This is a genomic window from Bradyrhizobium sp. USDA 3256 (assembly GCF_054058275.1).
In genome coordinates, this window is record NZ_JBSSAE010000002.1 from 1,162,596 (window position 1) to 1,186,400 (window position 23,805).

Sequence of the window (23,805 nt, forward strand, 5' to 3'; positions counted from 1 at the left end):
CTGGTCACGGCCCAGGACAAGCCGTTTACCGCTGCCGGTTTCGGGAACTACTTCCGCGATACCACGAGGCAGGATTGCCGGAGCGGTGCACGTCACATGGTCTCCGAAAGGCCGCAGCGACCTATCTGGCCGAGCTCGGCTTTACCGACCATCAATTGATGGCGTGGTTCGGCTGGTCGTCGATATCGCAGGCACAAGTCTACACGCGAGCGGCAAACCGAAAGAAGATGGCGCGTGAGGGGGCGAAGCTCATTTCAGGAACAGGCACTGGCACACCTTCTGACCCGGTGACGCGCTCAACGCACCAGCCGATTCAACTGTCGTCTACATCGTTGCGGAAGGATCATTCGGCTTACCTGTTCTTCATTCAGCAGGTGCCGTGGCTGCAGTTCGGCGATCCGATGCAGGACCTCACTTTCGTTACCTGGACGCTGGCGATCGAGGAGCAATTCTACCTCGTCCTGCCGCTGCTGATTTTCTGGCTGCCGCGGCCGTGGCTGGTCCGCGTGCTGTGGGGCGGTGTGCTGCTCGCGCCAGCGTGGCGTTGGCTGTTCCATGCATGGCTTTCGCCCTTGTCTCATGAGTTTCTGTTGCCCGGCCGCCTCGATGAGCTGTTCGGCGGCGTCCTGCTGGCGTGCTATGCGCGCAGCTATTGCCGTTCGCCGATCGCGTGGCTGTTGCTGGCCTGCGTTCCGCCGCTTTGCGATCTGATCTATGGTGTGACGTTCGTCCCGTTCACGTTTCTGTCGGTCGCCGCGTTCTTTTGCTGTGTCATCGTCTGGGCGGCGACGAGAGTGGATCGGCCGGCGCTATTGCGGCCGTTCATCTGGCCGGGGCGCCGATGCTATGCGCTCTATCTGTTTCTCATGGTGGCGTACGACATCTGTTTCGGCCTCGGCAATCCATGGGCCGGGCTGGCCGCGCTGCCGATCGCATGCGCCTTCGCCGAGCTGAGCTGGCGCCTGATCGAGGCGCCGTTGATCGGCTACGCGAAGAAGCGATTTGCGAGGGCTGCACCGGCAACCGCCGGTGCTGTATGCGCGGCCTAAGGTCGATCAGGTCGGAAGCCTGGCGGCATGTCGGGAGGGGCGTCGCGATCGTCAGGCTTGTTGCAGTCGGGGCAGGGCGCACCGGCGCCTCCGCATCTGCAGGCGTGATTGCCGGTCCATGGCTGGTCCGGATGGCGCTCGCAGACCCAGCGCGTGCCGTCGCAGCGGATGCAGTGCTCGGTCATGAACAGCGCGTCCTTTACCCGGCTCATTGCCGGATGCGTCCTATTCTTGACCTTGATCCAGTGCGGACACTTACCAGCGCGATAAGATCTATCGGCACGCTTCGATACCAGGCCCTCGAGGCCGAATTCACAGGCCTTTCGAAAGAGATCAGGGCCGATCTCGCCTTGCTCGAATTCCGAAACGAAGATGCCCGCCGGCCGGCGCGCCAGCAATCGCTGCAGGTTCGTCTTGCGCATCGACAAAGGAAGGTCCCGAAGGTCGTCGCCATCTATGGCCAGGATGTCGAACGCCAGCATCTCGACCTCGGCATTGTGCTTGCCTGAGTGCAGGGCGTTGAAGTCGGAATAGCCTTCGACGTCGCGGACGATGGCCTCGCCGTCGATCACGAACCGCTTCTGGCGGTACTTGAGCGCGGACTCGACGATCCACGGGAAGCGCTTGGTCCAATCGTAGCCGCCCTTGGTGATCAGCCGGACGCGGTCTCCGTCGCGCTCGAGGCGCAGGCGGTAGCCGTCGTACTTGATCTCGTGAAACCACTCGGGCCCGGCCGGAACCACTTTCCCAACGGTCGGCAGGCAGAAATCGAATTTAAGCATGTCCGAAAGGTAGGTATCAGGAGCCGGTTTTGCGAATCCCCGTTGGCTCGTTCGTCAGTTAGACCGAGGAGGGTCCCGAAGGTCATTACCATCCATCGAGTTCGGCCCGCCCTCTCTTGGAACTTTTCCGCTCATTCGGTTTTCTGCATTTTTGGGGCAGCAACGTCAGCTTTGGAGAGAGGAGCTATGAAGCGGCGGCGCAGAGTAAAGCAGGTATACCCCCTTGAAGAACGCCTTACCGAAGAAGCCAAAGAGCTACGCAGACGGGCTAAGGCACTCCCCCCAGGTCGAGAGCGAGAGTCGCTGCTAAGACGAGCGAGGCATGACGAAATCACTGCCCATTTGGCGGAGTGGCTTCTGTCCGCAAGCCGGCGTGCGCCGATCTAAGGGGAGGCCACACCATGCAGATGGATCACCACCATTTCGATGGCGTGGAAGTTGCCTTCGTCTGCGCTGCGGCGGTGTCGTTTGCTGCACTCATCGCCAGTATTACTTGGCTTTTCATGCGATGAGATTGCGAAGGCCGCCGTTAGACCAATGGCGGATTGTCTCGCGACGGCCGATTTACGGAAAATCTTGCCACGCGGCGGTGCACGCTACACGCTTGCGGAACTACAGCACCAGCGCCGGGCAGGGGCGCTGGTGTTTTTTATGAGAACAAGTGCGCAACGCTCAGAAAGTAATTGCTGTTGTCGCATCGGTCGCGAGCATGAAGAAGGCGCGGCCTGTCGGTGCTGTCCTAGCTCGGACGCTCGCGAGAAAATTAGGACAGAAGATGCCGGCGCACTTCCCCGACCGTCATATTCAGCGAGGGGATGTGCTCGGGCGGTAGCTGTCGCTGGATCAGGCTGACGGCCCATCCTTCCGGGATGGCTTCCAGCACTCGGTCAACAGCTTCTTCGCGCGAGGTGGCAGCGAGCCAAATCTGAACTTCGCCCTCATCCGTAGTCACGCGAACCAAATGAATCTCGCTAGCTGGCTGCATAGATCTAATGTCGATACATGGGCGGATTGTTTCTAACCAGAAAACGCGGCGCATTGTTGATTGACTAGGAACAGGCAAGCGCGAGGGCGGTTATCGGCAGGTCCGCATGCTTTCCCCCCAAGGCATTGGACACCATGGAGCCCCGAACCCCAGCGACGCGACCGGCGCGCTGGGGTTTCTCTGACCGGTCACGCGAACAGGTCTTTGCCCGCCTGCGTCATCCGCACGAATGTCCCGCTCTCGTGGTACTCGAGCCAGCCCTGATCCTTGGCGCACTCCAAGCCTGCCCAGTACTCAGCCGGCGTCGCCTTGTCATGGTAGAGCATCGGATAGTTGATCTTCTCGAGGTAGATCCGGCCATCCTGGATCGGCTCGAACGCTCGAGCGTGCTCCATGATCCTGCGGGCGGCTTTCTCGGGGTCCGAGTAGGGGGCGGTCGCCCTTTGTCTTCATTATCGGATCATCTCGCTTTGAGCACCGGTCGGGAAGCATTCTCAGACTGGTCTGATCTTTTCTTTGAGCTTGCGGTTTATCAGCATTTCGGCGCGCCGTCTTGCCAGCTCAGGCAGCCTCGTGCGCACAGTGCTGCGTATCGTTTCATCATCAAGCTTGATGACGATCTCGAATTGATCGTCGTATTGGCGGGTGACGCTGAACGGAACGCCTCGGTGCTGGTCGGTAGTGGGCATGTCAGTGATTTTAGCAATCGACGCGCGCGGGAAGCACCCGGAAGGTACGGGGGATCGTCCCACTACGAGAATAGCCCCATGCAACCGGATCAATGACCCGATCACAAAACGAATTGCGGGCGCTACGAGGCGCGCCTGTGTCCCGGGTGCTGGTCTATGGTCCTCTTTGCCGCGGCGATTGCTTCCCGCGAGCTTTGATAGGTCATGGTTCTAATGATTTGCCGAGCGCCCAGAGGCGCTATCTCAACCAGGAAGCCGCCGCCGGGTTGCTCGACGACTAATAGCCGGTGCCCTGAATATTCAAGTTCGTCCGCCACTTCCGCGGCCTCCGCCGGTGCTGCGAGACAACGAATGTCCTGTTGACAGCGTTCCAACGAGACGCAGGGATCTTCTTGCGGCGCCGCGATGTCTCACCGCTCTCCCGGCCACCACGTCGACGGCGGATTCATGGCCGAGACCTTGTTCGTTCGCAATGCCACGAGATGGCTGCGCTTGAACGGATAGCCGTTCGATCGCGAGCACTGCTTGCACCGCATGTAGCGTTCGAGCTCATGGATCGGCGTCCACTTCGGTCGTCGGACGATGTCGAGCGCGACCGTCTGGTGCGTCTCGCAGCCTAGGCACTTCACCTCGAGGTAGCGATAGCCGGCGTTGAGCGCATCGCCGAGTGCGGGCGATGGCTGGGCCGGTCCCTGAAACGCGAGCATGCGCGCGTTCCAAGCTTGGCAGGCAGCCGCGTCCGCCGTCAGCCTGGCTTCCTTGGCCCGCTCGGCCAAGTGTCGGACGGTGGCGCCGAACATGTACTCCCGAGACTTGGATCCCATTTCCCATGATCGCGCCCAACCGCCCGAGAGAGAAGCCGCTAGGGCTACCGGGCGCCCTGCGTCCGACTACAACGAGTAGGTCAACGGGCGCCGGCTAAGACGGTCGGCACTACCTCGCCATCCGCGACGCGGATCACCACCCGGGCCAACTCCATGACGTCAAAATCTTGGTCTTCGAGCGTGTCCGCCACGCCCTGACGGTTCATTTCATGGACGCCTCGGCGACCTTCGTCAGGCGTGCGGTTTCAGCTGGGTCGTCTGTCATCATTTCTGCCACTTTCGAAACGGCACACGTCGCCGTCTGCCGCGCGGACGACCACGCGCCCCAGCTCCATTGGGTCGAAGCCGAGGTCAGCTACAGCTTCGGCGACGCCTTGGCGGTCCAGCTCACGGACGATCGCCTCGGTCACCTTCATCAGTCGTGCCGTTTCTGCAGTGAGGTCTACCATTGGTCTGTTCTCGAGCTTCGGGTAACCGCGACCTTCCTCTCTGGTGCGATTCTAAGTCTATGTCCGTTAGGGCAGGTGAGGTCAGATATTGCACGAGACGCAAACGCAGCCCCCACCGGCATCGCCTTGGGATGGATCGGTGCCGCGACCGCATTCGGCTCCGTTGTCAGGAAGCCGTAGACCAGATGCGGGCCGGGCACGGGCTTGGCCTTGGTGCCGCGGTCGCCGGCATATTCGGTCCAGATCCCGGCGAACGACGTCAGCGGCCGGTCGTCGCCCAGCGCAAACCAGGCGACGTCCTTCTTGCCGGTCGCCGGGTTCGGCTCAGGTGCGTATTCGGAGAAGCTGTTGAACGGCACCAGGCAGCGGCTTTCAGTACGCATCCGGTCAGCACCCCGGGCAGGCGCGCCGATCAGCCGTGGCGCTCAGGCGGCAGCGGCTTTGGACTGTCGGGTCGCCTTCCAATTCCACGGGAGTAGGTCGGCGACACTGTTGGCGGGGTGATCTGGAAGCCTGGCCAGCATGTCAGCGAGCCAGGCTTGCGGATCAACGTTGTTCATCTTGCAGGTCTCGATCAGGGTATAGACGGCGGCGGCACGATTGCCGCCAGCATCTGAACCGGCGAAGGTCCAATTTCGTCTCCCGACAGCCACACCGCGTAACGCTCGTTCGGCAGCATTGTTCGAGAGGCAGACGCGGCCATCGTCCAAGAAGCGAGTGAACGCCGCCCAGCGGTTAAGCAGGTAGTTGATCGCCTTTGCGGTATCATTGTTTGAGGAGAGCAAGGTCCGCTGCTGGCGCATCCAGATCTCAAGATCAGCAACGATCGGCACGGACTTCTCTCGACGTACCGCAAGCCGCTGTTCTGGCGTTTTGCCGTTGATAGTGCGCTCGATCTCGAACAGGATATCGATGCGCCGCACGGCCTCGCTGGCAATCGGCGCCTCTCCAGATTTCGCCAGGTCGAAGAACTTTCTGCGACCGTGGCTCCAACAGGCCGCTTCAAGGATCGGAGCTGGCTTCCTTTGCGCCTTGTAGAGCTGGTTATATCCATCAAAGGCGTCGGCCTGCATCAGGCCCACATAGCCGGCAAGATGGCTTTGCGGGTGCTCTCCAGCCCGGTTGCGTGAGTAGTAGAACAGGGCCGCCGGCGGACCTGTGCCGCCAAACGGCCGGTCATCGCGAACATAGGTCCAGATCCGGCCGGTAACCGTCTTAAGCTTGGCCAGTACCGGCACCGTCGTATCGTCGGCGTGGATGCGTTCCGCGCTCATGACGTGGATCCGGATGGCCTCAATAATGGGATCGAGTGCCACCACGCAGGCGCCGACCCGATCCGCCAAGGTCGAGACGTCGATCTCGATCCCTTCGCGGGCATAGGTCTTGCTCTGTCGGTTCAACGGCTGATGCAGCAGGAACTTGTTGACCAGCACCATCGCCAGCAGGTTCGGCCCGGCAAAGCCTCGCGGGATCGGATGGAAGGGCGCCGGAGCCTCTGTGATCGCCTCGCAATCTCGACAGGAGAACTTTTCGCGGACATGCTCGATAATCTTCCAGCGCCGCGGCTCGCATTCCAGGGTCTTCGATACCACCTCGCCGAGCTTGTGCAGTCGCTCGCTGCCGCACTTGCCACATACGCAAGGAGCGGGTTCGACGACGCGTTCGATCGGAAGATTGTCCGGTAACGGAGGTCGCGGCGGCCGTGGATTTCGCACGCGCTGCTGTTTGGCGGCTCCCGGCGCTGCAAGCTCGGCCTTGATCTCCTGCTCCGCCTGGGTCGCTTCAAGATCCTCGATGGCGAGTTCAAGCTGCTCGACCAGCAGCTTGCCGCGCTCAGAAGATTGCCCGAACTGCTCTCGCCGTGCCTTGGCCAGCATCAGCTTCAGTCGCTCGATCTCCAGCCGGCCGACGGTCACCTCGCTCTTGGCCAGCGTCAACTGCTCGCGCTGCGCAAGGATCATCGCGTGTGCTGCGGCAAGGTCGGTGGGAAGCTGATCGGAGGGCGTCGTCACGAAGACGAATCAACCATATTCGTCGCAAAAAATCCCGCTCGATTTAACCGGAAGCCTGTGGACGCCAGGTTGCCTGCGGCATCCGCCAATCAATTCCGGACAGAAGATACGATAGCTGCGCAACGCTGATCGTCACAACGCCGTCCGCCAGTAACGGCCACAAAAAGCGCCCGCGCTCCAGCCGCTTCGTGAACAGACACGCGCCCTGGCCATCATGCCAAATAATTTTGATCAGGTCGCCGCGGCGGCCCCTAAAAACGTAGAGATCACCAGCGTGCGGATCACGCTTCAAGCTCTCCTGGACCAACCGCGCAAGGCTTGGAAAGCCGCGGCGCATATCGGTGTGGCCGGTCGCAAGCCACACCCGCACATTACCCGGTATGGCAATCATCGGCGCTCAAGTACCTCGAGGACCCGCGCCAGCGCTTCCGGATCGACGTGCGCGTCCACTCGGATGCGTCGCCGGTTGCCAAGGTCGATCTCGATCAAACCAATACGCGCGGCTGCTGCCACAGACCGCCCTCGGCCATCACCCGCAGATAAGAGCTTCGGAGTCTCCTCCGCTTCCGTAGCGGCGATCTGCACCGGCACAAAAGATGGTACGGCCTGCTCGGATGTCCGCGCTTGTCGACGCCAGGTGAACACCAGGCTGGCCGCTACGCCGTTGCGACGCGCAACCGCAGTGACCTTTGCGCCCGGCGCCAATGTCTCCTCGACAATCCGCGCCTTGTCATCCTGCGACCAGCGCCGCCGCCGCTCCAGCCCGCCTAAAACCTCGACCCGCATCGCCTGATGACCTTAAAGCTAGACTTAAGGTTACACGCTTGGCCAATTACAGCGCCTCAGACAAGACGGCGCCCGTCGGATGCGTACGGCTTTCCGGCTTCAGCCAGCGCTTCCAGTGTGGTGGCTTGACGTTGCGGATGTTGGTCACCGGCGGTCCGACGTCACGACGATGGGCGCGCAGATCTCGACGGCGACCAAAGACATCGCCGAGATGAAACCGACCGTCCAGGCCGTCCAAAACGTTTGCGTCCAGGCGGACGGCGTCAGAAACGTTAGCCGCTGGCTCTATTGGGTCGCGGTCGGTTTGAGCGGCGTCGTCGTCCAACTTCGTCGACATTCACGTAAGCGCTGATGTTTCGCATCGTTGTCGTCGCCGCGCTCGTGTTGATGTGCTCGAGCTCGGCGGCCGAGGCGCGGCCACGCCTGGCGCGCGCCTGGCCGGCGCCGTGCACGACAACCATAGGCCGGGTTTACCGCGCTCCTCTAACTCCTTGATCCTTGTGGCTAGTTGACAATCGCAACGCGGTGCGCAACCTAGGGTGCATTGGAGGGGTGATGGCAATTGCACCACTTGCGCCTGCGGATAATGCGCAAACCTTAGATCGTCTCATTCATTTTGAAGTCGAAAATCTTTCGGTGAGTTTACGTATCGAATTCCGGTAAACGTCGAAAAGCGGGTGACAGCTATCATCGCTCCGAATGGTAGCGGTAAGACCATATGCCTTCGCTTGATAGCGGCGCTTTTCGCAAAGCAGTGGTCTTTCTTTTCGGATTTAGAGTTCGCCGCAGCGCGGTACGTCTTTCAGTCAGGACGTATCGTTACCGTTCGGCGCGATCGTACGCTTGATGCAACTGAACAATCAAACAGGCTTGGGATACTGATCACCATTCATATTCCAGATCACAAGCCCATCCAATGGAGCGGCCAGGAAATGCTGATCTAAAGTCGGGACGCGCACTGTCGCCGGAGCGATATCTCTCATTTCTGACACGGCGGGCGCCAAATCAACTAGAGCACGACTTTACGGGCGAATGCTTGCTCGATTCAAAATTGCTTCGGCCGGACCAATCTTGTGGGAGCAATCGAGTTGCTTATCGATGAGGGATTCCCCGGCGTTCTCGGCCTGGCAGATGCCGATTTTGACCGACTGAATGACTGCCTCGAATGCAACGAGGCCATTATCTATTCAGAGTCCCACGATTTCGACCTTGACGTCGCCCGGTCGGATATCTTTCGCCGATATCTTGAGGAAGTTGGAAATGAGGAGAAGTGTGCCGAGCTAGGCGGTCATCAGGATATTCGGAATTGGATCTACGGCGCCTGCAAGCCACTATCGATGCTCCGCCACATTAGTCACACCCAAAAACTGGGCTACCGGCTTGATCGCGTCAGCCATCGCGATGTGTGCATTGACAGCGCAATTGATGCTGGTCTGCTCATCGAGCACGTTTCGACCGGTCGGCATGGGGGAGATCAAAGAAAGCGAGAAATAGCTCGACTCATTCAAAACCACGTGGCTCGCCAAACAGACTTCGAGCAGCTGACAAACGGCCACGATTTTCTCACGATGCTCGGCCTTGCATTGCAAAGTAAGATCGGAGATCGACGGCCGCCACAAGCTTGGGCGTCAGAGGTTGAGATTCATTTTCGTTTGGCTTTCTCCGAGGAAGATTTCGTTCGGGGGCCTCTGTTCCCCGCAATACTTGTTTGGCAAGACGAAAACGTCCCATACCTTATCTTGAAGGCCTCACTGATTGCGCGCGATCGCCGAAGAGCAGGCAGACATCAGGGCCCGGCCAAGTGCGGCCCTCGGGCAACAGGGATGCTCGGCCTGGGTTTCGACGTGATGCTGCGGCCTCATAGTCCATGACACCGCTTGCGATGACCTGTTCGTCAGCTAGCAGCCCGAGGGTCTTGCTCAGCTTTTTTGCATCGACCACGGACCATTTAGTCGGACCGCGGGCCGCCGGCACCTCCTCAAACATCCAGTTCAAGTTAACGTCGCGTTTTCGGAGTGTCACGCATCGAAGGCGGATGAGATTCTGGATCGCAGCATTCCTCTCCTCCTTGGGGAATTTGCGCCACCCCGCATTGGCGGCTTGGAGGAGCTTTTGCTCGGCCGCCGCATATTCCGCGACAGTCATCATCACGCGAATTTCGGCGTCGATCTCCATCATCAGATCGAGGAAAACGACTTCGCGTCCAGCCAGCGACTTCAAAATCTCGACGAACATTTTCTCCGGTCTAACGGCCTGACGGGGGTCAACAGCGTTGGCCATGAGGCGAGCCCATAATTCCTGGACTGTTTCGTCCTCTTCTTTAGATGCCCCCTCGAGCAGACGGATCGCGTCCCCGAATCCGAGCGCTCTGAGCTGCTCCGGTCTCAATCCTTTGTCCGTGACCAGCTTCTGGGCTTTCTCCATTACATTGACGGCGTTCTTGAACTGCCAGTAGCGCATGCGCACGCCGAGCAGCTGCCCCAGCTCAGTAGCGGCGGGTTCAAAAACCTTGTTCAGGAACTCGCCTGCGCGCCCCACAAGATCCATTCCCTTTTGGATCGTCTTCTGCTGCTCCTGTTCGGCCTTGGCGACGTTCGAGACCGCGTCCGCCCCGCCTTGATCATGTCGCCGATGCTGCCTTGTTGGTCGTCCGTCATTGCGATCCCCAACTACGGTTTCACACGCGGTCTTGCTCGAGCGGCTTGGATATGTCGGACATGGATCAAGTTTTCGCTCAGGATATGGCTATCAAACGTCGTGCCACAGGGACAGCGCATCAGCGACGACGGCCGCTCTGAAGGCAGCTTCTCGCCGCGTGCCCACATGGCCTGCTTGCGCGCAATCCAGTCGCGCTGATTGCGCCACGTCTGGAAGTGCGCCTCGGTCAGTTTCGGCAGCAGCTCGCCCCACGCCGTTTCGAACGCCGTGCGCGCTTCATCAAAGGTCGCGGCCGGGCCTCCGGTCGACCGATCGCAGCCCGGTGGAAGCCGCATTTCCATTCCCACTGATCGGCGTGGTTCGGCACGCCGGTGCGAAGCCCGATCGAGCCAACGACGACGTCGCCATAGAGTATGTTCCATTTCTCCCCGGCCGCTTCCTTGTCGCGCCGGCGCGTCAGCTCGGTCACGGCTCGTCCCCGATCGGGCAGCGCTGCCACAGCTGCAGCAGCTCGGCGGCTGGCCGCTTGCCGGTCTTGCTGCATTTCACACAGCGGAGGCGGCCGGCGAGGTCATGCACGTGGGTGGTCGGCACGTGTCGCAAGGCGGCCAGGTCGACCGCGCGCGGCGTCTTGCAGCGGGTGCATTTAATCTCGAGCCACGGGTAGCCGGCATTGATGGCCTGGTCGATCGAGGGCGACGGGTCGACCGGACCACCATCGGCCCACATCTTCTCGTTCCAGCTCTGACAGAGCAGCTCGTCGGCCTCGCGGATCAGCGCCTCGCCGGCGGCGCGCTTCTCGGCCGATCGCGTGGCGAGGATCGTGGTCACCGCCCGGGCGCGCGCCAGCTCCTTGGTCAGCGCCTTGCGGTCGCCGCCGGAGAGGGGGGTGGGATGGTGTTTCGGGGCCATTGCTGAATATTAAATCCCAGAACGGGGCAAGAACAAATTCCCCGGAATTTCCCCGGGCGTTGCCGCCGGAGGCGGTCCAAAAATGCAAAAAAAACCTCGATTTTACGGGCTTTTGATGGTGGACGCACAAGGGATCGAACCTTGGACCGCTCCCGTGTGAAGGCGTCACCGGCCTTTGATGTTACGAAGCTTTTCGGCGCGAATGGGCGATGCCCCGGTTATTCCCCAGCTTCGTCATGTTCACGCTGATGGGGAAAATTCGGGGTGAGGTTGCGGTATGCCGTTGTGCCAGCGCAGCTGCGATGGACGGAAGCCATATGATCGGTCGCACATGGCGATTAGACGGCTTGGGCGACGACTTTTCCGTCGCGGTATCGCGCCCTTCGCCTGTAGAGCCGAGCTCCTTTGCTTTGACGCGGCATAGCCTCCTTCGCCGACTAGCGATTACAGAACTGGGGAACGAGTATGAAAATCGACAATGGCCTCCTCACAGCGGTTGCAATTGTTTGCTGCGTCTCGGTTACGCCGGCTCTCGCAAAATCTGCAAAGGAATGCACCACAGAGTGGCTGGCCGACAAGGCTGGCATGCAAGCCCGGGGCGTGACCGAGAAAGCCTACGTTGAGCAATGCCGGGCAGGGGCGGAGCCCACCGCCGCTGCTCCGGCTGCCAAGCCGACAGAGGCACCGCCACCGACGCTCGGACGAGCTGCGGCGACAGGATCAAAGTCCGCGAAAGACTGCATCGCCGAGTGGCGCGCAGATAAGGCCGGCATGCAAGCCCGCGGCGTCACCGAGAAAGCCTACGTTGAACAGTGCCGGACAGGTGCGGCGCCAGCTGCTTCCGCGCCTCCGCCTAGGCCGACAGCTGCGACGCCTGAAGCCCCTGCGGTGCCGTCCACCAGCACCTCGCAGTCCCAGAAGACCGCTAAGCAATGCATTGCGGAATGGCGGGCCGACAAGGCGGGCATGCAAGCCCGTGGCGTCACGGAAAGGGCCTATGTCGACCAGTGCAGGGCTGGGGTAACCATGCCGACCGCGACCGCTCCCGCACCAGCGCCAACGCCCGCTGCGCCCCCGCCGAGCCGGTCCACGCGGACCGCGACGCAAGCTGCGCCCACTCCTGCGCCGCAGAGGCCGGCAGCCACCCCGGCCGCGTCACCCGCGCCTGCTCCCGCGCAGCAACCATCTGCTCCTAGAGACAATGCAACGCTGGAGGCCGGCCAGTTTTCCGACGAAGCTTCCGCAAAAGCCCGTTGTCCGTCTGACACTGTCGTGTGGGTCAATCTGCCGTCGAAAGTCTATCACTTCGCAGGGTCGAGAAGCTACGGCACCACGAAGCGCGGCGCCTACATGTGTGAGAAGGAGGCAATTGCCGCGGAAGATCGCGCTTCGAAAACCGAGAAACATCCCTAGCTTCAACCCTGTGGTCTTGGCACGAGGGAGACATCCTGCATGTTTCGGTTTGCCGTCCTCATCATCCTTTCTCTTGCTGGCGTCACCTGGGCGGCGGCGGAAACCATCGATGTAAAGTATTACGGCAAACTGGATCTTGCGCCCTTCGCCTGCACGACGGTCTCGCGGAGCAGCTTCATCAATCGAGCTTGCTACGACAAATCCCAGCAGTTCATGGTGGTGCAACTGAGGTCGGTGTACTACCCGTATTGCGAGATGCCTGCGGTGACCTTCGAGGCATTCTTAGCGGCGCCGTCGATGGGACGATATTATAACGCCACATAAAGGGCTCCGGTTCAGATGGGCCCTTTGACTGTCGGACGCACCGCGTTCCCAAATACTAGGTTCTCTTGTCCTGGTTCAGACTCCAAGGATGAAAAGAACCAAAACCTGCTTTCGTGGGCACGCATTTGTGACCGATGCATTGCGACCAGCGGGTAGGAGGCAGCCGTGTCCTTCCGGTTTACGAGGCGAATGTCCATTCTTCCTGGAGTTCGCTTGAATTTCAGTGGATCCGGCATTTCGACAACAATCGGGGTGCCCGGGATAGGTCTCACACTAGGCGGCCGTGGCGGGCCAACAGTCAACCTTGGCATCCCGGGAACGGGTATTTCGTATCGGCAACCATTAAGGTCTGTTCCGCGGACGCGTAACTCGATCGAAGCACCCGATCCCTCTACTCCATCTGAACGCTTGATACGCCCAGCGCCTGCTGAACGTCCGGAATTGACGGCCATTCAGTCTGACGCAGTGGGGGATATTACAACGCCGGGACTATCGGCGTTCCACGAATTGATTCTAACCGCACAACATCAGCGCGGCGCTTCCGAGCGCGATCTAAACGAAGCCATTTCGTCGCTCGAGAAAGCCGAAAGGGCTGCGATTGAGGCTCGAGATCGGCACGATAGAGCAGAGCTGCGGCTTGCACGTCTGGAGGCATCATGGTTTCGCGCTCTCAGGGGTGGAGCAATTGCGGTAGCCAAGAAAGAGATCGAGCAAGCCGGTCGCGACATCGTCGTAGGTATTAGGCAAGTCCAAGACGCCGGCCAGCGGAAGGATCAAGCGGAACAGAAACGGGATGCGCTATGGCTTAACACCGAGTTCGGCTTGTCTGGAGCCGCGCACGCAGCTTGGACCAGAGCGAGCGAGGCTTTCGTCGGCTTGTCGAAATCGGAGCGAAAGTGGGACATTACAGCTTATCGAGCGAAGGGGCGCGGCCAAGAACGGTCGGTCGCTACGGAAATTGTAGACCGTAGCCCAATTGAGCTCGGCACGTCGGAATTGCCGATCATCCAATCCGAGTATGTCGCCATGCGGTTACAGAACGCGAATGGCGCCGATCTATTCGTGTATCCCGGCTTCGTCGCCGTTTATCAGACAGATCGGAACTTTGCTCTGGTGGACTTGCAGGACGTCGAGTTTCAGTTCGTTCCTGTGCGCTTCCACGAAACGGAGAGAATTCCTTCCGATACAAAGCAGGTCGGCTCGACCTGGCAATATTCGAACAAGGACGGCAGTCCCGACCGGCGGTACGCCGACAACGCTGAGATACCGGTGGTGCAATATGCTCAGCTGAACTTGAAAAGTTCGACGGGCTTGTCAGAAGCCTACATGTTCTCAAATGCACAAGCTGCCGCATCTTTTGCCGACGCGATTGCTGACTTTCGTCGTGCACTTGCGGCCTCAACCTCCCCAGCGACACCGGGTGAAATTCGACCGAATCTGCCGCCGGCGCTAGAAAACATTTCAGAGCGTATCGCAGTTCAAATTAAGGAGGCGTTTCAACAGCCCGGGACGACCGCATGGCGCTTCAATTGCGATTTCAGGTGCAAGAAATGCGGAGGCAATGTGACAATCATACTGATCAATCTCTTGCGTCATGCAAGTCGTGCGGGACTGAGTTCGGATTGTTCGCAGACATCAAGGAAATAGTAAAGTTGCTGGGCGACGCATATCTTCGGAGTCGGGGACTCACGATCAAAGATGGCGAAGAACCGACCTACTTCGAAGGCAAGCCGGATGTGGATGTGAGATAGTGAGCAGATTGGTCTCGTTGTCGCGACACGTGGCCGGCTGGCGAACGTCCGCCGAGCGTGCCAATAAGCTCAAACAGAGATAGTCTGCTGAAGCGGCACGACGCTGGTTGATTGGGGACCGCGTAGAGCAATGTTCGCAGGCGACCAACACGTGACTGATAAGCTTTGGTCGCAAAGCTTATCAGTTCGGCTCAACGGTCACATGTCAGTACAGAGGCTCGCGGTCTGCGTGACAGCCGCAGCTTAACGACATTTGACGCGAGCCGATTAAAATCGCGCGGCTACTCGTCCCTGCAATATCCATGATTTCGCTGACTGCCGCGCGCCGCAAGACAGGCGCGGGCCACCCTCTGGGAGCTGGCGTTCAACTCGATCGGCGACGATTTCCAACCGTTGTTCGACACCCCAAGCCCAACGAGGGTGATGGCGAATCAAGCAGTGGCGGACGCGGTGAAGCATTAGACAGCTCTCCGATGCAGCCAGAATGAACTTCGCGCGAGGTCTCGGCAGGCATGCTAAGCCGCGACCCTCGCGGTCGGTTGCGGGAAGTTCACGGCGTTCAATCCGAGCTCAGAAGGGCGTCCGATCGGTCCTCAGATCGGGGCGGTCTCCGGTCCCCTAGCGCGCACCATCAGCGATCTGCGCATTTCACTGGCGGTGATGTCAACGCCCGATGCGCGCGATCCTTGGTACGCGCCAGTGGCCCTTGAAGGCCCGCCGAGGCCGAAACGAGTAGCGATGTGCCTCAACCCCGATGGTCTCAACCCCGCACCCGAGGTTGTCGCTGCTGTGGCCGACGCCGGCAAGCGGCTGCAAGGTGCGGGCTGGATCGTCGAGGAGATCGAAGATACGCCATCCATGCGCGAGCCGGCCGATATCCAGACTAAGCTCTGGCTCGGCGACGGCTATGAGGCCCAGCTCAAAATGGCCGAATGCGAAGGTGATCCAGGCGCGCTGGCCTGCTTGCGCTGCGTCCGCGACAAGGTGCATCCGTTCGATCTTTCGAAGGCGTTGACTCGGCGCGATACCTTGACGCGAGAGTGGTTTGCCTTCCTGGACAAATATCCGGTGCTGCTAATTCCTGTATCAGGCGAACTGCCGTTTCCCGATCATCTCGAACTTAAGGATGACGCGTCGTTCGCGCGGGTGTGGCATGCCCAGCTGCCGCAGATTGCCATTCCCCTCATGGGCCTTCCAGCGCTAACGGTCTCCACTGGGCTTGTCGGACGGATCCCGGTTGGCGTGCAACTCGTTGCCGGCCGCTACCGCGAGGATTTATGCCTTGCTGCGGGCGAGGCGATCGAGGCTGGCGGCACACCATCTGTGGCGATTGATCCGGCAAACTGGTGAGCAGGGCGCGCGTCGGATTTTAGGCCCGCGATCGCTGATCTGCGTGGGCATGCCACAGCAGGGACTGGTGCTTGTTGATGGTCGAGGCGCTTGCGAGTTACGATGCAATACAATGGCCTGCAGGGGCTGCATGTCGTCTGTCGAGCGGGTTCGCCGTCCTTGGCGTTCGACGAAATCGGTCAGTAACTTTTATGGAGCTGCTTATGACGATCCCCTTGGTCGCCATCTTTCTCGCCAAACCAGGCGCAGAAGAAAAACTCGAAATCCTATTTCGCGGCGTGATCGCGACCACTCTCAGGGAAGAAGGCTGCATCAGCTATCAGCTCAATCGCGATCTCGATCAGCCACGCCGCTTTGTCTGGATCGAAGAGTGGGAAAGCCGCGAACTTCTAGACAAGCACATCGCTGCCCCACATATAGCGGCGCTACTTACCGAGATACCTGACCTCGTCGAAAGCGCCGAGGTCATTCCGCTGGGCAAGGTCGACGGCGGCGTAGCGTGAAGCTCTTTATCGATGCGCACCCGTTCTCGATCCACGAGCGATTGCGTTCGAGTCAAAACGAGCCAGTCATGAAATTGCGATTGTTAGGAACCACGAACCGGAGATGGGGAGGAGTGCGCTTCAATGGTAGAAGAGAGAAAGTCCAGCGTGGACGAATGCTTGCGTCTTTTAGCAGCTTTCGTTTCCATAAAGGATCAGAAGACGCGAACGGAATTAATCAGGCTGGCACAGCGGTTTGCGAGCTTGGATCCGGTCGGGCTTATAGTTTTCGATGATGATAGCAAACCGTAGGCCGCGCGAACGGCGTGTCCCAGATGCGCCCACCAAGTCTCGTTGGCGGCTTCCCGCATCGGGTTGCTCCGGAGGTTGGATGAAGAGGCCCGACCTCCTTGCGCTGAGTACAGACCCGGGCCTGAAACACATCGAATAGCGATGATGGTGTAGTGGATGACAAGATCACGCGAGAGTGGATTATCCAATCTTGAACAACATCCAACCTCGCATTGATCGCATGAGCGTTCAGAGAGTTCAGAACATCGTGGGCCCACCTCCGGGCAGAAGACTCACTGCGTACGAGAGACAGGGCGTCCTCGATCAGATCGACACTTAAACCGAATGTCGGTATCGGTGGTTGAGCCTCCAGGACTTGAAACCTACGCAAGACCTTTTTTGAGCCGCGATAAATAGCGTATAGACGGCGGCTTTTGACGAGCTCCCAAGGGTCCACGTTGCGAGTTAGGCTGCTCTCCAGTAGGAAAACAGCACTAGCGGAACACAGTGAGCCACGAGGCGCTTCCGCTCCTCTAGTACGTATGTATTCCCAAATAACTTTGGCCGCGCGCAATTCGGCCTTTTGCCCGCTGATGACTGCACTCTGTATCTAATCACTGCGCACTCCTGTGGTTGGCAATTGCGGTCATTCCGTTGCCAAGATCACGCGAGCCAGCTCCGACGGATTCTCGACAGACAGGGAAACAGAACGCGTTTGAGATCGTTCCTCCTACTGCAGCGAAAAGGCCCCGACGCTGAGGAGACATGCGTCGGGGCCTTCAGTAGGCGAATTGGGAAACGGAATTTGTGCGTCAGCGACCTATTCCGGTTCCTTCGCCATAGAGTTCGCGCTCGCGCTGGATCTGATCGCTGCTGAGTGGCTCTGCCGCAGGATCAAAGCCCTTCCATCCAGACTGTTGCCATGCCGCTGTGCGCTTGCTGATGTCGACTGACGACCGATCGAGCACAGCCTCTGCTCGACCGCGATCCTGTTCGTTGACACGTGCACAGACGAGTGTTCCGCCGCGGCGCACTCCCTCGGCATATCGCTGGGCTTCTTCTTCCGGAACGCCCGCTTGAGTCAACGCGCCGATGACGCCGCCCGTTGCGGCGCCTGCGGCAGCACCGGCCGCGGTGGAGACGAGCCATCCAGCGGCGACGACCGGGCCGAGGCCAGGAATTGCGAGCAAGCCGAGACCCGCAAGCAATCCTGCAGCTCCGCCCAGACCTGCGCCGATGCCCGCACCTGCGCCTGCTCCTTCTGCTCGGTCGTCAACGCCGTCGCGGTCTCGATCAACTTTTCCATCCCGGCCGTGCCAGCCTTCCCCATTGTTTGCGATGACGCTGATATCGGAGGAGGGGACGCCGCTCTGCTCGAGTCGCTGGACGACACGCTCAGCGTCGGCATAGTTGTCATAGAGGCGAGAAATTGTAGTGGTCATGCTGGTCTTCCTTTCTAGTTCGCCGGGTTCACGTTGCCCTGGAAGTCCAAGCTGACTTCGGTCTGGTTGCCTCCCTTGGTGGCCTTTCCTCTCCAGACGCCATTATCGTCCTTCTTGAGGTCGGAAACGCCGGAATAACCGGCAGCTTCGATCCGTGACTTCGCTTGCCCCTCGGTAAAGCTGTTTCGGCCCGCCACGGGTACGTTCGAGTTGTTTTCACCCGAACGATTGACGGCGCTATTGCTTGGGCCGCTCTGCGCTGATGGCGTTTGCGCCGAGACAGGCGCTGAGCTCAGCAGAGCTGCCGTGGATACGATAGCAAAGACTCGCAACATCTGTTTGTCCTCTGGTTGGGTAATTGCCGAGGACAAATGAACATCAATTGGGTTGGTTGCTAAGTGCGTTACTCAACCGCAGGCAGACTGACTTCGTCGCTTTTGAATTATCGCAGGTTAATAGATCAGCTCTGATTTGTTTCTCGCAGCAGTTGGGCGGTGCCGCAAGTTACGCTGGTCCGTTCCTTGGGAAGCGAAGGCGAACAGACCCTTGCCGGTTTGCGACATTCTCGCGAAGGTGCCGCTCTCGTGTCACTGGAATCCTGTCGGGGAAAAGCTCTTCGAATTGGCCGTGGTATAGTTGCTCGTCAAAATCAACCCATCTGTGTGAGTTGACTTTTGGTCACTTAGGCACCGGCCACCGTCGCTTTGACCGTCTTGTGTTGCGTGACAATGAACGTGGGCGATGCTAATCGATTTCGGCGCGTTGCGGCCGATTGCGGAGGATGAGCGGAACTGCGATCTGGCGGCCTGACCAGGCCAAATACATTCTGCGTCGAGCAAGCCCGACTCTCGCCACTGCTGGCTACATGCTAAGCAATTGCCAGCACCAGTACAACGGCGATCACTGTCCGAACGGCGAAAGCAGTAATGCGCGAGCTGACTGCCATAGGGCGCGTCGAGATAGGTGAATTAGCGATTGCACGATGTGGGCGCGAAGCAACCAAAGCGCCATCGCGTCGTTGACTGACGTTGTTGACATCGTGATCCTGATGACGAGCAGTGCGGCGGCGGCAAGATTGATTTCAAAGCCCGGGAGAAGCCCAAAATGGGGATGCGGTCTGCGGATCGTCCGGTCGGTTGCCTACAACCTAAATTTAAGCGGGAGGGGTACCCGCTCGTGGAACTAGAGCTAAGTTGGCCGCTTGGATAACCAATTTCTTCATCGTTCGAACGAAGAGCTGCACCACATCGGTGCAAGTCGTGGCCTCGTTGGATAGGGCGGCCGCGCGCCACGCTGCGCAACCCGCGTCACCTTATTTGTTCGGCGGAGAGCGAATCTCTGCCGTCGTCGCGACGGACGGCCGAGCGTGATCCGGCTGAACGTCAGCGGGGCCGGCGGAATGCAATGCAGCAGAAGCAAAGCGAGCGACACCACCGTCGACTGTTCGTCACTTCGTTCTCCAACTTGTCCTGTCTATGAAAGTCGGGCAGGGGGGAGGTCTTTCAGGTCCATAGCCTTCGAAGCGGCACCACGCCGCCGTCAGCTCGAATGGCCACCCTTGCTATCTCGAGCACATCGAACCTAAGCTTAACAAGCGCATCGGCGAAGCCTTGGCGATCCAGCGCGCTCGACTCGGTCATGGGTCGTCCATCCCCAGATGGCGTCCAGACAAGAAGCGTGCGCAATGCACAATGGACAGGTGAAACAAAGCGCCGCCTGTAACCTATCCATTTGCTGCAGAAATTGACCACCGCTGCAGCAGCTCGCGCAATAGGAGCCAAGGTGGATGCCGGACGTTGAAGGCTCATGGAGACCATGGAAGCCTACCTCCGTCGGAAGCATGAAGAGGTTCAGTTGCTGGACGCCTGTCTTGACAAGTCCTTTGCGCCGCCAACGCCGAAATCGATCAATGAAGCGATCGCACTCAAGTTCAAGCTCACGGCGGCCATCAGAGCCCAGCACGATCTGAAAGATTGGACCACGACCGAAACCGCCTGGTCGCATCGCAGGCAATCGTCCGATAGCCCGTTCGACTTCCGGTACGACTACCAGCGCGCCGATCTCGACGTGGCCGGCCCGTCGTTTTATGATCTCGGCGATGACATCGATTGGGAGACCGTCTACACGTCTTCTGGCATGGCCTCCATATCTGCCCTGCTTTTGGCGTCGTCGCACTTGTTCGATCGAGCGGATATTGTGTCGCTGCCAGGGACGTACGGAGAGACCCTGGAGTTCATTGAAGCGTACGCTCGGCACCTGAAGAGCATCACGGCCGGGGAAATCCTGGGCGCGCCCGCTTCAGGCGCGTCGCACCGCATCCTTCTTCTGGATTCCTGCGCATCGGCAAAGGATTTCGAGGCCTGTCTGCGGTCACCCTGGACGCAATTCGGCCTCTGCATCTTCGATAACAGTTGCCTCGCCGGTGGCTCCGGCAAGATCGCGCGAGCGTTGCGGAAGGCCCGCAGGTGCGGAGTGCCCGTGGCTATGATCCGAAGCCACACGAAGTTGGATTCGCTGGGCGTCGAGTATGGACGATTGGGCTCTACGACTTTCGTCCGCTCCGCGGAGGCCGATCTCTGGGTTCGCTCGCCTCTCCGAAAGCTGCCCGATGAGATGCGGAATGCAGTCAGGCTGCTCGGCGGCGCAGCACTGCCGGCCCACTTCCCGCCTTATGTCGGCAGCCCCGAGTATCGGTCGCTGACTGCAAGGAGAGTGGCTGCGATCATCCGCAACAGCCGCCGCACTGCTCGCTTCTTCCGTCAGGCGCTCGGCGATCTGGTGAGCCAAACGAATTTCGCGCATGGCCTTTATGTGTTGCTCAAATGCAGGCGGCCCTTGGACGAAGAAGAGGCAAGGCAAGCGGCGTCGGAGATGAGCAGAGATCTTGGCCTGGCCGGTTTTCCGATCCGTCATGCCGGAAGCTTCGGGTTCGACTTCGCTGCCACGGAATGGTTTCACGACATGACGAGCGGGGCCTTCAGCGTGCGCATTGCCGTCCCGGACCTGCCCACCGAAATATGGGACGAGCAAACCCGGGCGATAGCTCGGTGGTGGAACGAACACGACTGCCGAGCATGAAGCATGCGGGACACTTGCTCGCGGCCCCTGGGCAAGATTAGGGTCGGCCACGAATCGCTAGTAATCCCGGCCCGATGAAAAAAGCCGCGCGGTATTTGCGCGAATTCGATATCTGGCCTTTTCCATGAAGTTGTGCCTGCGGAACGATGCAGGCCACGCCTCGCGAGCGGGCAGAAATATGAGGTCACCAGACGGAGAAGACAGGCACGTCTGCCGTCTCAGTGAAGGAGGCAGTCAAGACAGTCAGCAACAACCGCAAGCGGTGGCGAGTGGCAAGCTTTAGACCGGGCTTCCCGTGCTGAGTGAAATAGCTGACCCCGATTCGGTCGTAGCACGATGCAAATTTTCGAAGCATGTCCGTGCGATTACGGCCGCGGGAAAAAGTAGTACAGGCCGATGCGCCTACTCCGCTTGTCTATCGGCTTTGACTGGTACGACGCAAAGGCAGTCCATTCGCGTGGTTGCCGCTAGGGGCGGTGTCACGCGGGCCCGCCAGGGGAGCTTAATTAGGTTCGTCATGGGTCTGCAACGTAACCCGAATTGTTTTGTTCCTTGCCCTTTTTTCTGGCCTGGTGCCGCTCGCGCACCCGCGCTGGCGCTTGGAGCTATTTGGGAGGCATGACCGTGGTCTTTGTCGATCCGTCCGGCGCGGACTGCATCCTCGGCGGGCTTTGACCGTGGGGACTTTCCGGAGGAGCGCCACCCGACCCCGTGTTGACGGGCCCGATCCAGCCTTGCGGTTGCAATTGACCTTTGTCTTCAGGCGCCGAACGCCCGGTCGGCGCCTGAATATCGTCCGCCGGCTTAGCAGGCTGTGCAGTTGCCAATCCACAAGACAGCACAAGAATTATCGATGCAAGTCGGACGCTCACTGAAGCCTCCGTTGACTCTGGTCAACGAAGAACGTCCCGCCGATCTTGCCGTTCCTGCTCATCGGGACCGAATTGCTGAGGCCTTCGTTCAAGAACGACTTACGGGAGGACTTGAATGGCAAGAGCAACATGGAAGCGGCCCGGCCGACGATCGGCAAAGGGGCAGCGCAGAGCAAATTCCTCATACAAGTGTCGTCCGCGTCACTCGAGGTGTGCCGCGAGATGCAGGCATTGAGCTACTGATCTGGCTTGGTTCGGGGAGCGCTTCAGGTACCGCCACCCCCGCCTTGGTCGGCACGACTGGTTGCGGCCTGTGCGGCATCGAGAGCCTCACCGAGGCATCACGCCCGCTTCCGCGCAGGCTGGGCCGCTTTTTTCTCGATCACGGCCAGATCGAGCGCGCTTTGCACAATCCCTCGAATGCGTAGCTCTTGTTCCGCATGCGGCCAGCCTATTTCTCCTGGATAATACTTTGGTCGCGACCGCGTGGAGATTTGCGGGTGCGCTCGCCGGGTCAGCGTCCCGGGCGATGCCGGCGCAATCACCAGCCGCGTCTCGATCGAGCTGGTTAAATGGCGGCGGCAATCGGGATGCTCCATGCTGGTCGCCATATCGGCGCCGACGGCGCTCGCAGCGCGGCTCAATCTCGCGAAATGCAATCGTTGCGGTCGCGCGCGGCGGCGGATTTGCGATTGAATGCCGCTCTGTCAATGTCCTAGATGAACGGCTTTCCACCAGTAACTGCGACCGTCGTTCCCGACGTATAACTCGAACGCGGGTCGGCGAGCATGACGTAGACCGTCGCAAGCTCGGCGGGCTGGCCTGCTCGCTTCAGTGGAACCTGCTTTCCAAAATGCCTGACCGACTCGTCCGGCAACGTCGATGGGATCAGCGGAGTCCAGATCGGCCCCGGTGCGACGGCATTCACGCGAATGCCCTTGTCGGCCAGCATCTGGGCAAGTCCTCCGGTAAAATTCTGGATCGCGCCCTTGGTCGTGGCATACGCGAGCAGTATTGGATTCGGCATGTCCGAATTGATCGATGCCGTGTTGATGATCGCGCTGCCAGACCGCATATGCGGCACTGCCGCCTTTACTAGATAGAACATCGCGTGGATATTGACGTCGAAGGTGAGCCGCCACTCCTCGTCGGAGATAGCAGCAATATCCTTGAAACTGGCCTGATGAGCGGCGTTGTTGACGAGGATGTCTAGTCCCCCGAAATCCTCGACCGCGCGTTCGATCACGGCGCGGCAATGCTCGGGGCTGCGAAGGTCTCCGGCGACTAGGACGGCCCTACGCCCTTCCGCCTGGACCAGCGTCTTCACCTCATGCGCGTCGTCGTGCTCGTTGAGATAAGAGATGAGAATGTCGGCGCCTTCGCGGGCGCAGGCGATGGCCACGGCGCGCCCGATGCCGCTGTCGCCGCCAGTGATAACCGCTCGCTTGCCCGCCAACTTGCCGGAGCCCCGATAGCTGGATTCGCCATGGTCCGGACGCGGGTTCATTCTGGCGGTGACGCCGGGCATCGGCTGCTTCTGGTCGGGATAAGGCGGCTTTGGATAGTCTGGCATGGCTCTCTCCGCAAAGCTGTTGGATTTCAATTACGCAACTGAGCAAGTGTTCCTGGAGGCTGGCCCCACCGAATGGCAAGACC

The 23,805-nt window shown here is 59.9% G+C and carries 26 protein-coding genes and 4 pseudogenes; 9 read left to right on the top strand and 21 right to left on the bottom strand.

Going from position 1 to position 23,805, the window contains the following annotated elements; translation table 11 throughout:
* Positions 1-59: 59 nt before the first annotated feature.
* Positions 60-1,049: pseudogene (locus tag ACVWY5_RS07060) on the top strand (tyrosine-type recombinase/integrase); the annotation flags it as partial.
* On the opposite strand, the gene ACVWY5_RS07065 reads toward ACVWY5_RS07060, so the two are convergent.
* The 16 genes and pseudogenes from ACVWY5_RS07065 to ACVWY5_RS07140 all read right to left on the bottom strand — a co-directional run bounded on the left by ACVWY5_RS07065 (position 1,046) and on the right by ACVWY5_RS07140 (position 11,146).
* A complete protein-coding gene (locus tag ACVWY5_RS07065) occupies positions 1,046-1,831 on the bottom strand; it encodes an ATP-dependent DNA ligase (protein ID WP_080667192.1) in 786 nt (261 codons plus the stop codon). The pseudogene ACVWY5_RS07060 and the gene ACVWY5_RS07065 sit on opposite strands and share 4 nt — an antisense overlap.
* Before the next feature lie 763 nt (positions 1,832-2,594).
* The gene (locus ACVWY5_RS07070; protein ID WP_456671661.1) at positions 2,595-2,792 is read right to left on the bottom strand and encodes a hypothetical protein; all 198 of its coding nucleotides are present in this window, start codon (positions 2,790-2,792) and stop codon (positions 2,595-2,597) included.
* A 212-nt stretch (positions 2,793-3,004) separates the two neighbouring features.
* Positions 3,005-3,211 carry a hypothetical protein gene (locus ACVWY5_RS07075; RefSeq protein ID WP_051376276.1) on the bottom strand — a complete coding sequence of 69 codons (207 nt, stop codon included), beginning with the start codon at positions 3,209-3,211 and terminating at the stop codon, positions 3,005-3,007.
* A gap of 99 nt (positions 3,212-3,310) precedes the next feature.
* A complete protein-coding gene (locus ACVWY5_RS07080) occupies positions 3,311-3,505 on the bottom strand; it encodes a hypothetical protein (RefSeq protein ID WP_028336527.1) in 195 nt (64 codons plus the stop codon).
* Between the two features lie 410 nt (positions 3,506-3,915).
* A complete protein-coding gene (locus ACVWY5_RS07085; RefSeq protein WP_028336528.1) occupies positions 3,916-4,329 on the bottom strand; it encodes a hypothetical protein in 414 nt (137 codons plus the stop codon).
* 80 nt (positions 4,330-4,409) lie between these two features.
* Positions 4,410-4,535: a hypothetical protein gene (locus ACVWY5_RS07090; protein WP_321177003.1), complete on the bottom strand. Its 126-nt coding sequence runs from the start codon at positions 4,533-4,535 to the stop codon at positions 4,410-4,412.
* A 39-nt stretch (positions 4,536-4,574) separates the two neighbouring features.
* Positions 4,575-4,778 (bottom strand): hypothetical protein, encoded by a 204-nt coding sequence (locus ACVWY5_RS07095; RefSeq protein ID WP_028336529.1) that lies wholly within the window; start codon positions 4,776-4,778, stop codon positions 4,575-4,577.
* Positions 4,779-4,891: 113 nt separating this feature from the next.
* Positions 4,892-5,161, bottom strand: a pseudogene (locus ACVWY5_RS07100) (SOS response-associated peptidase family protein); the annotation flags it as partial.
* Between the two features lie 42 nt (positions 5,162-5,203).
* Positions 5,204-6,739, bottom strand: a complete 1,536-nt coding sequence (tnpC, locus tag ACVWY5_RS07105) for an IS66 family transposase (RefSeq protein ID WP_431017467.1) — start codon at positions 6,737-6,739, stop codon at positions 5,204-5,206.
* A gap of 94 nt (positions 6,740-6,833) precedes the next feature.
* The gene (tnpB, locus tag ACVWY5_RS07110; protein WP_028338269.1) at positions 6,834-7,181 is read right to left on the bottom strand and encodes an IS66 family insertion sequence element accessory protein TnpB; all 348 of its coding nucleotides are present in this window, start codon (positions 7,179-7,181) and stop codon (positions 6,834-6,836) included.
* Complete coding sequence (tnpA, locus tag ACVWY5_RS07115; protein ID WP_028338270.1) at positions 7,178-7,576, bottom strand: IS66-like element accessory protein TnpA; 399 nt, start codon at positions 7,574-7,576, stop codon at positions 7,178-7,180. The genes tnpB and tnpA overlap by 4 nt, the downstream gene beginning before the upstream one ends.
* A 46-nt stretch (positions 7,577-7,622) precedes the next feature.
* Positions 7,623-7,913: a hypothetical protein gene (locus ACVWY5_RS07120; protein ID WP_321177073.1), complete on the bottom strand. Its 291-nt coding sequence runs from the start codon at positions 7,911-7,913 to the stop codon at positions 7,623-7,625.
* Positions 7,914-8,907: 994 nt separating this feature from the next.
* On the bottom strand, positions 8,908-9,132 hold the full coding sequence (locus ACVWY5_RS07125) for a hypothetical protein (RefSeq protein ID WP_321177075.1): 225 nt from the start codon (positions 9,130-9,132) through the stop codon (positions 8,908-8,910).
* 178 nt (positions 9,133-9,310) lie between these two features.
* Positions 9,311-10,123 (bottom strand): Abi-alpha family protein, encoded by an 813-nt coding sequence (locus ACVWY5_RS07130; RefSeq protein ID WP_028337242.1) that lies wholly within the window; start codon positions 10,121-10,123, stop codon positions 9,311-9,313.
* 122 nt (positions 10,124-10,245) lie between these two features.
* The gene (locus ACVWY5_RS07135) at positions 10,246-10,575 is read right to left on the bottom strand and encodes a hypothetical protein (protein WP_063616651.1); all 330 of its coding nucleotides are present in this window, start codon (positions 10,573-10,575) and stop codon (positions 10,246-10,248) included.
* A gap of 124 nt (positions 10,576-10,699) precedes the next feature.
* The gene (locus ACVWY5_RS07140) at positions 10,700-11,146 is read right to left on the bottom strand and encodes a hypothetical protein (protein WP_028337241.1); all 447 of its coding nucleotides are present in this window, start codon (positions 11,144-11,146) and stop codon (positions 10,700-10,702) included.
* Positions 11,147-12,598: 1,452 nt separating this feature from the next.
* Here ACVWY5_RS07140 and ACVWY5_RS07145 point away from each other — a divergent pair.
* The 5 genes and pseudogenes from ACVWY5_RS07145 to ACVWY5_RS07165 all read left to right on the top strand — a co-directional run bounded on the left by ACVWY5_RS07145 (position 12,599) and on the right by ACVWY5_RS07165 (position 16,487).
* Entirely contained in the window at positions 12,599-12,883 is a 285-nt protein-coding gene (locus ACVWY5_RS07145) for a KTSC domain-containing protein (protein ID WP_051376331.1), read from the top strand.
* A gap of 165 nt (positions 12,884-13,048) precedes the next feature.
* Positions 13,049-13,207, top strand: a pseudogene (locus ACVWY5_RS07150) (DUF4236 domain-containing protein); the annotation flags it as partial.
* Positions 13,208-13,324: 117 nt separating this feature from the next.
* Entirely contained in the window at positions 13,325-14,530 is a 1,206-nt protein-coding gene (locus ACVWY5_RS07155) for a hypothetical protein (RefSeq protein WP_321177086.1), read from the top strand.
* 647 nt (positions 14,531-15,177) lie between these two features.
* Positions 15,178-15,984 (top strand): annotated as a pseudogene (locus ACVWY5_RS07160) (amidase family protein); the annotation flags it as partial.
* A gap of 203 nt (positions 15,985-16,187) precedes the next feature.
* Positions 16,188-16,487, top strand: a complete 300-nt coding sequence (locus ACVWY5_RS07165) for a putative quinol monooxygenase (RefSeq protein WP_028337240.1) — start codon at positions 16,188-16,190, stop codon at positions 16,485-16,487.
* Between the two features lie 1,082 nt (positions 16,488-17,569).
* Here ACVWY5_RS07165 and ACVWY5_RS07170 read toward each other — a convergent pair.
* The 3 genes from ACVWY5_RS07170 to ACVWY5_RS07180 form a co-directional block, all read right to left on the bottom strand.
* A complete protein-coding gene (locus ACVWY5_RS07170; RefSeq protein ID WP_080667261.1) occupies positions 17,570-18,199 on the bottom strand; it encodes a hypothetical protein in 630 nt (209 codons plus the stop codon).
* Positions 18,200-18,213: 14 nt separating this feature from the next.
* On the bottom strand, positions 18,214-18,534 hold the full coding sequence (locus ACVWY5_RS07175) for a PepSY domain-containing protein (protein WP_028337238.1): 321 nt from the start codon (positions 18,532-18,534) through the stop codon (positions 18,214-18,216).
* Between the two features lie 1,167 nt (positions 18,535-19,701).
* Positions 19,702-19,839: a hypothetical protein gene (locus tag ACVWY5_RS07180; RefSeq protein WP_321177076.1), complete on the bottom strand. Its 138-nt coding sequence runs from the start codon at positions 19,837-19,839 to the stop codon at positions 19,702-19,704.
* A 166-nt stretch (positions 19,840-20,005) separates the two neighbouring features.
* Between ACVWY5_RS07180 and ACVWY5_RS07185 the strand changes: the two genes are divergently transcribed.
* Positions 20,006-21,277 (top strand): hypothetical protein, encoded by a 1,272-nt coding sequence (locus ACVWY5_RS07185; protein WP_028337237.1) that lies wholly within the window; start codon positions 20,006-20,008, stop codon positions 21,275-21,277.
* Between the two features lie 883 nt (positions 21,278-22,160).
* Complete coding sequence (locus ACVWY5_RS07190; RefSeq protein WP_152977400.1) at positions 22,161-22,577, top strand: formate dehydrogenase accessory sulfurtransferase FdhD; 417 nt, start codon at positions 22,161-22,163, stop codon at positions 22,575-22,577.
* Here the strand turns inward: ACVWY5_RS07190 and ACVWY5_RS07195 are convergent.
* Positions 22,491-22,748, bottom strand: coding sequence for a hypothetical protein (locus tag ACVWY5_RS07195; RefSeq protein WP_321177087.1), 258 nt, complete (start codon positions 22,746-22,748; stop codon positions 22,491-22,493). The two genes, ACVWY5_RS07190 and ACVWY5_RS07195, sit on opposite strands and share 87 nt — an antisense overlap.
* On the opposite strand from ACVWY5_RS07195, the gene ACVWY5_RS07200 reads away from it, so the two are divergent.
* Positions 22,714-22,845: a hypothetical protein gene (locus tag ACVWY5_RS07200; protein WP_321177085.1), complete on the top strand. Its 132-nt coding sequence runs from the start codon at positions 22,714-22,716 to the stop codon at positions 22,843-22,845. The two genes, ACVWY5_RS07195 and ACVWY5_RS07200, sit on opposite strands and share 35 nt — an antisense overlap.
* Before the next feature lie 19 nt (positions 22,846-22,864).
* Here the strand turns inward: ACVWY5_RS07200 and ACVWY5_RS07205 are convergent, their stop codons facing one another.
* Positions 22,865-23,722: an SDR family oxidoreductase gene (locus ACVWY5_RS07205; RefSeq protein ID WP_028337235.1), complete on the bottom strand. Its 858-nt coding sequence runs from the start codon at positions 23,720-23,722 to the stop codon at positions 22,865-22,867.
* Positions 23,723-23,805: the final 83 nt, after the last annotated feature.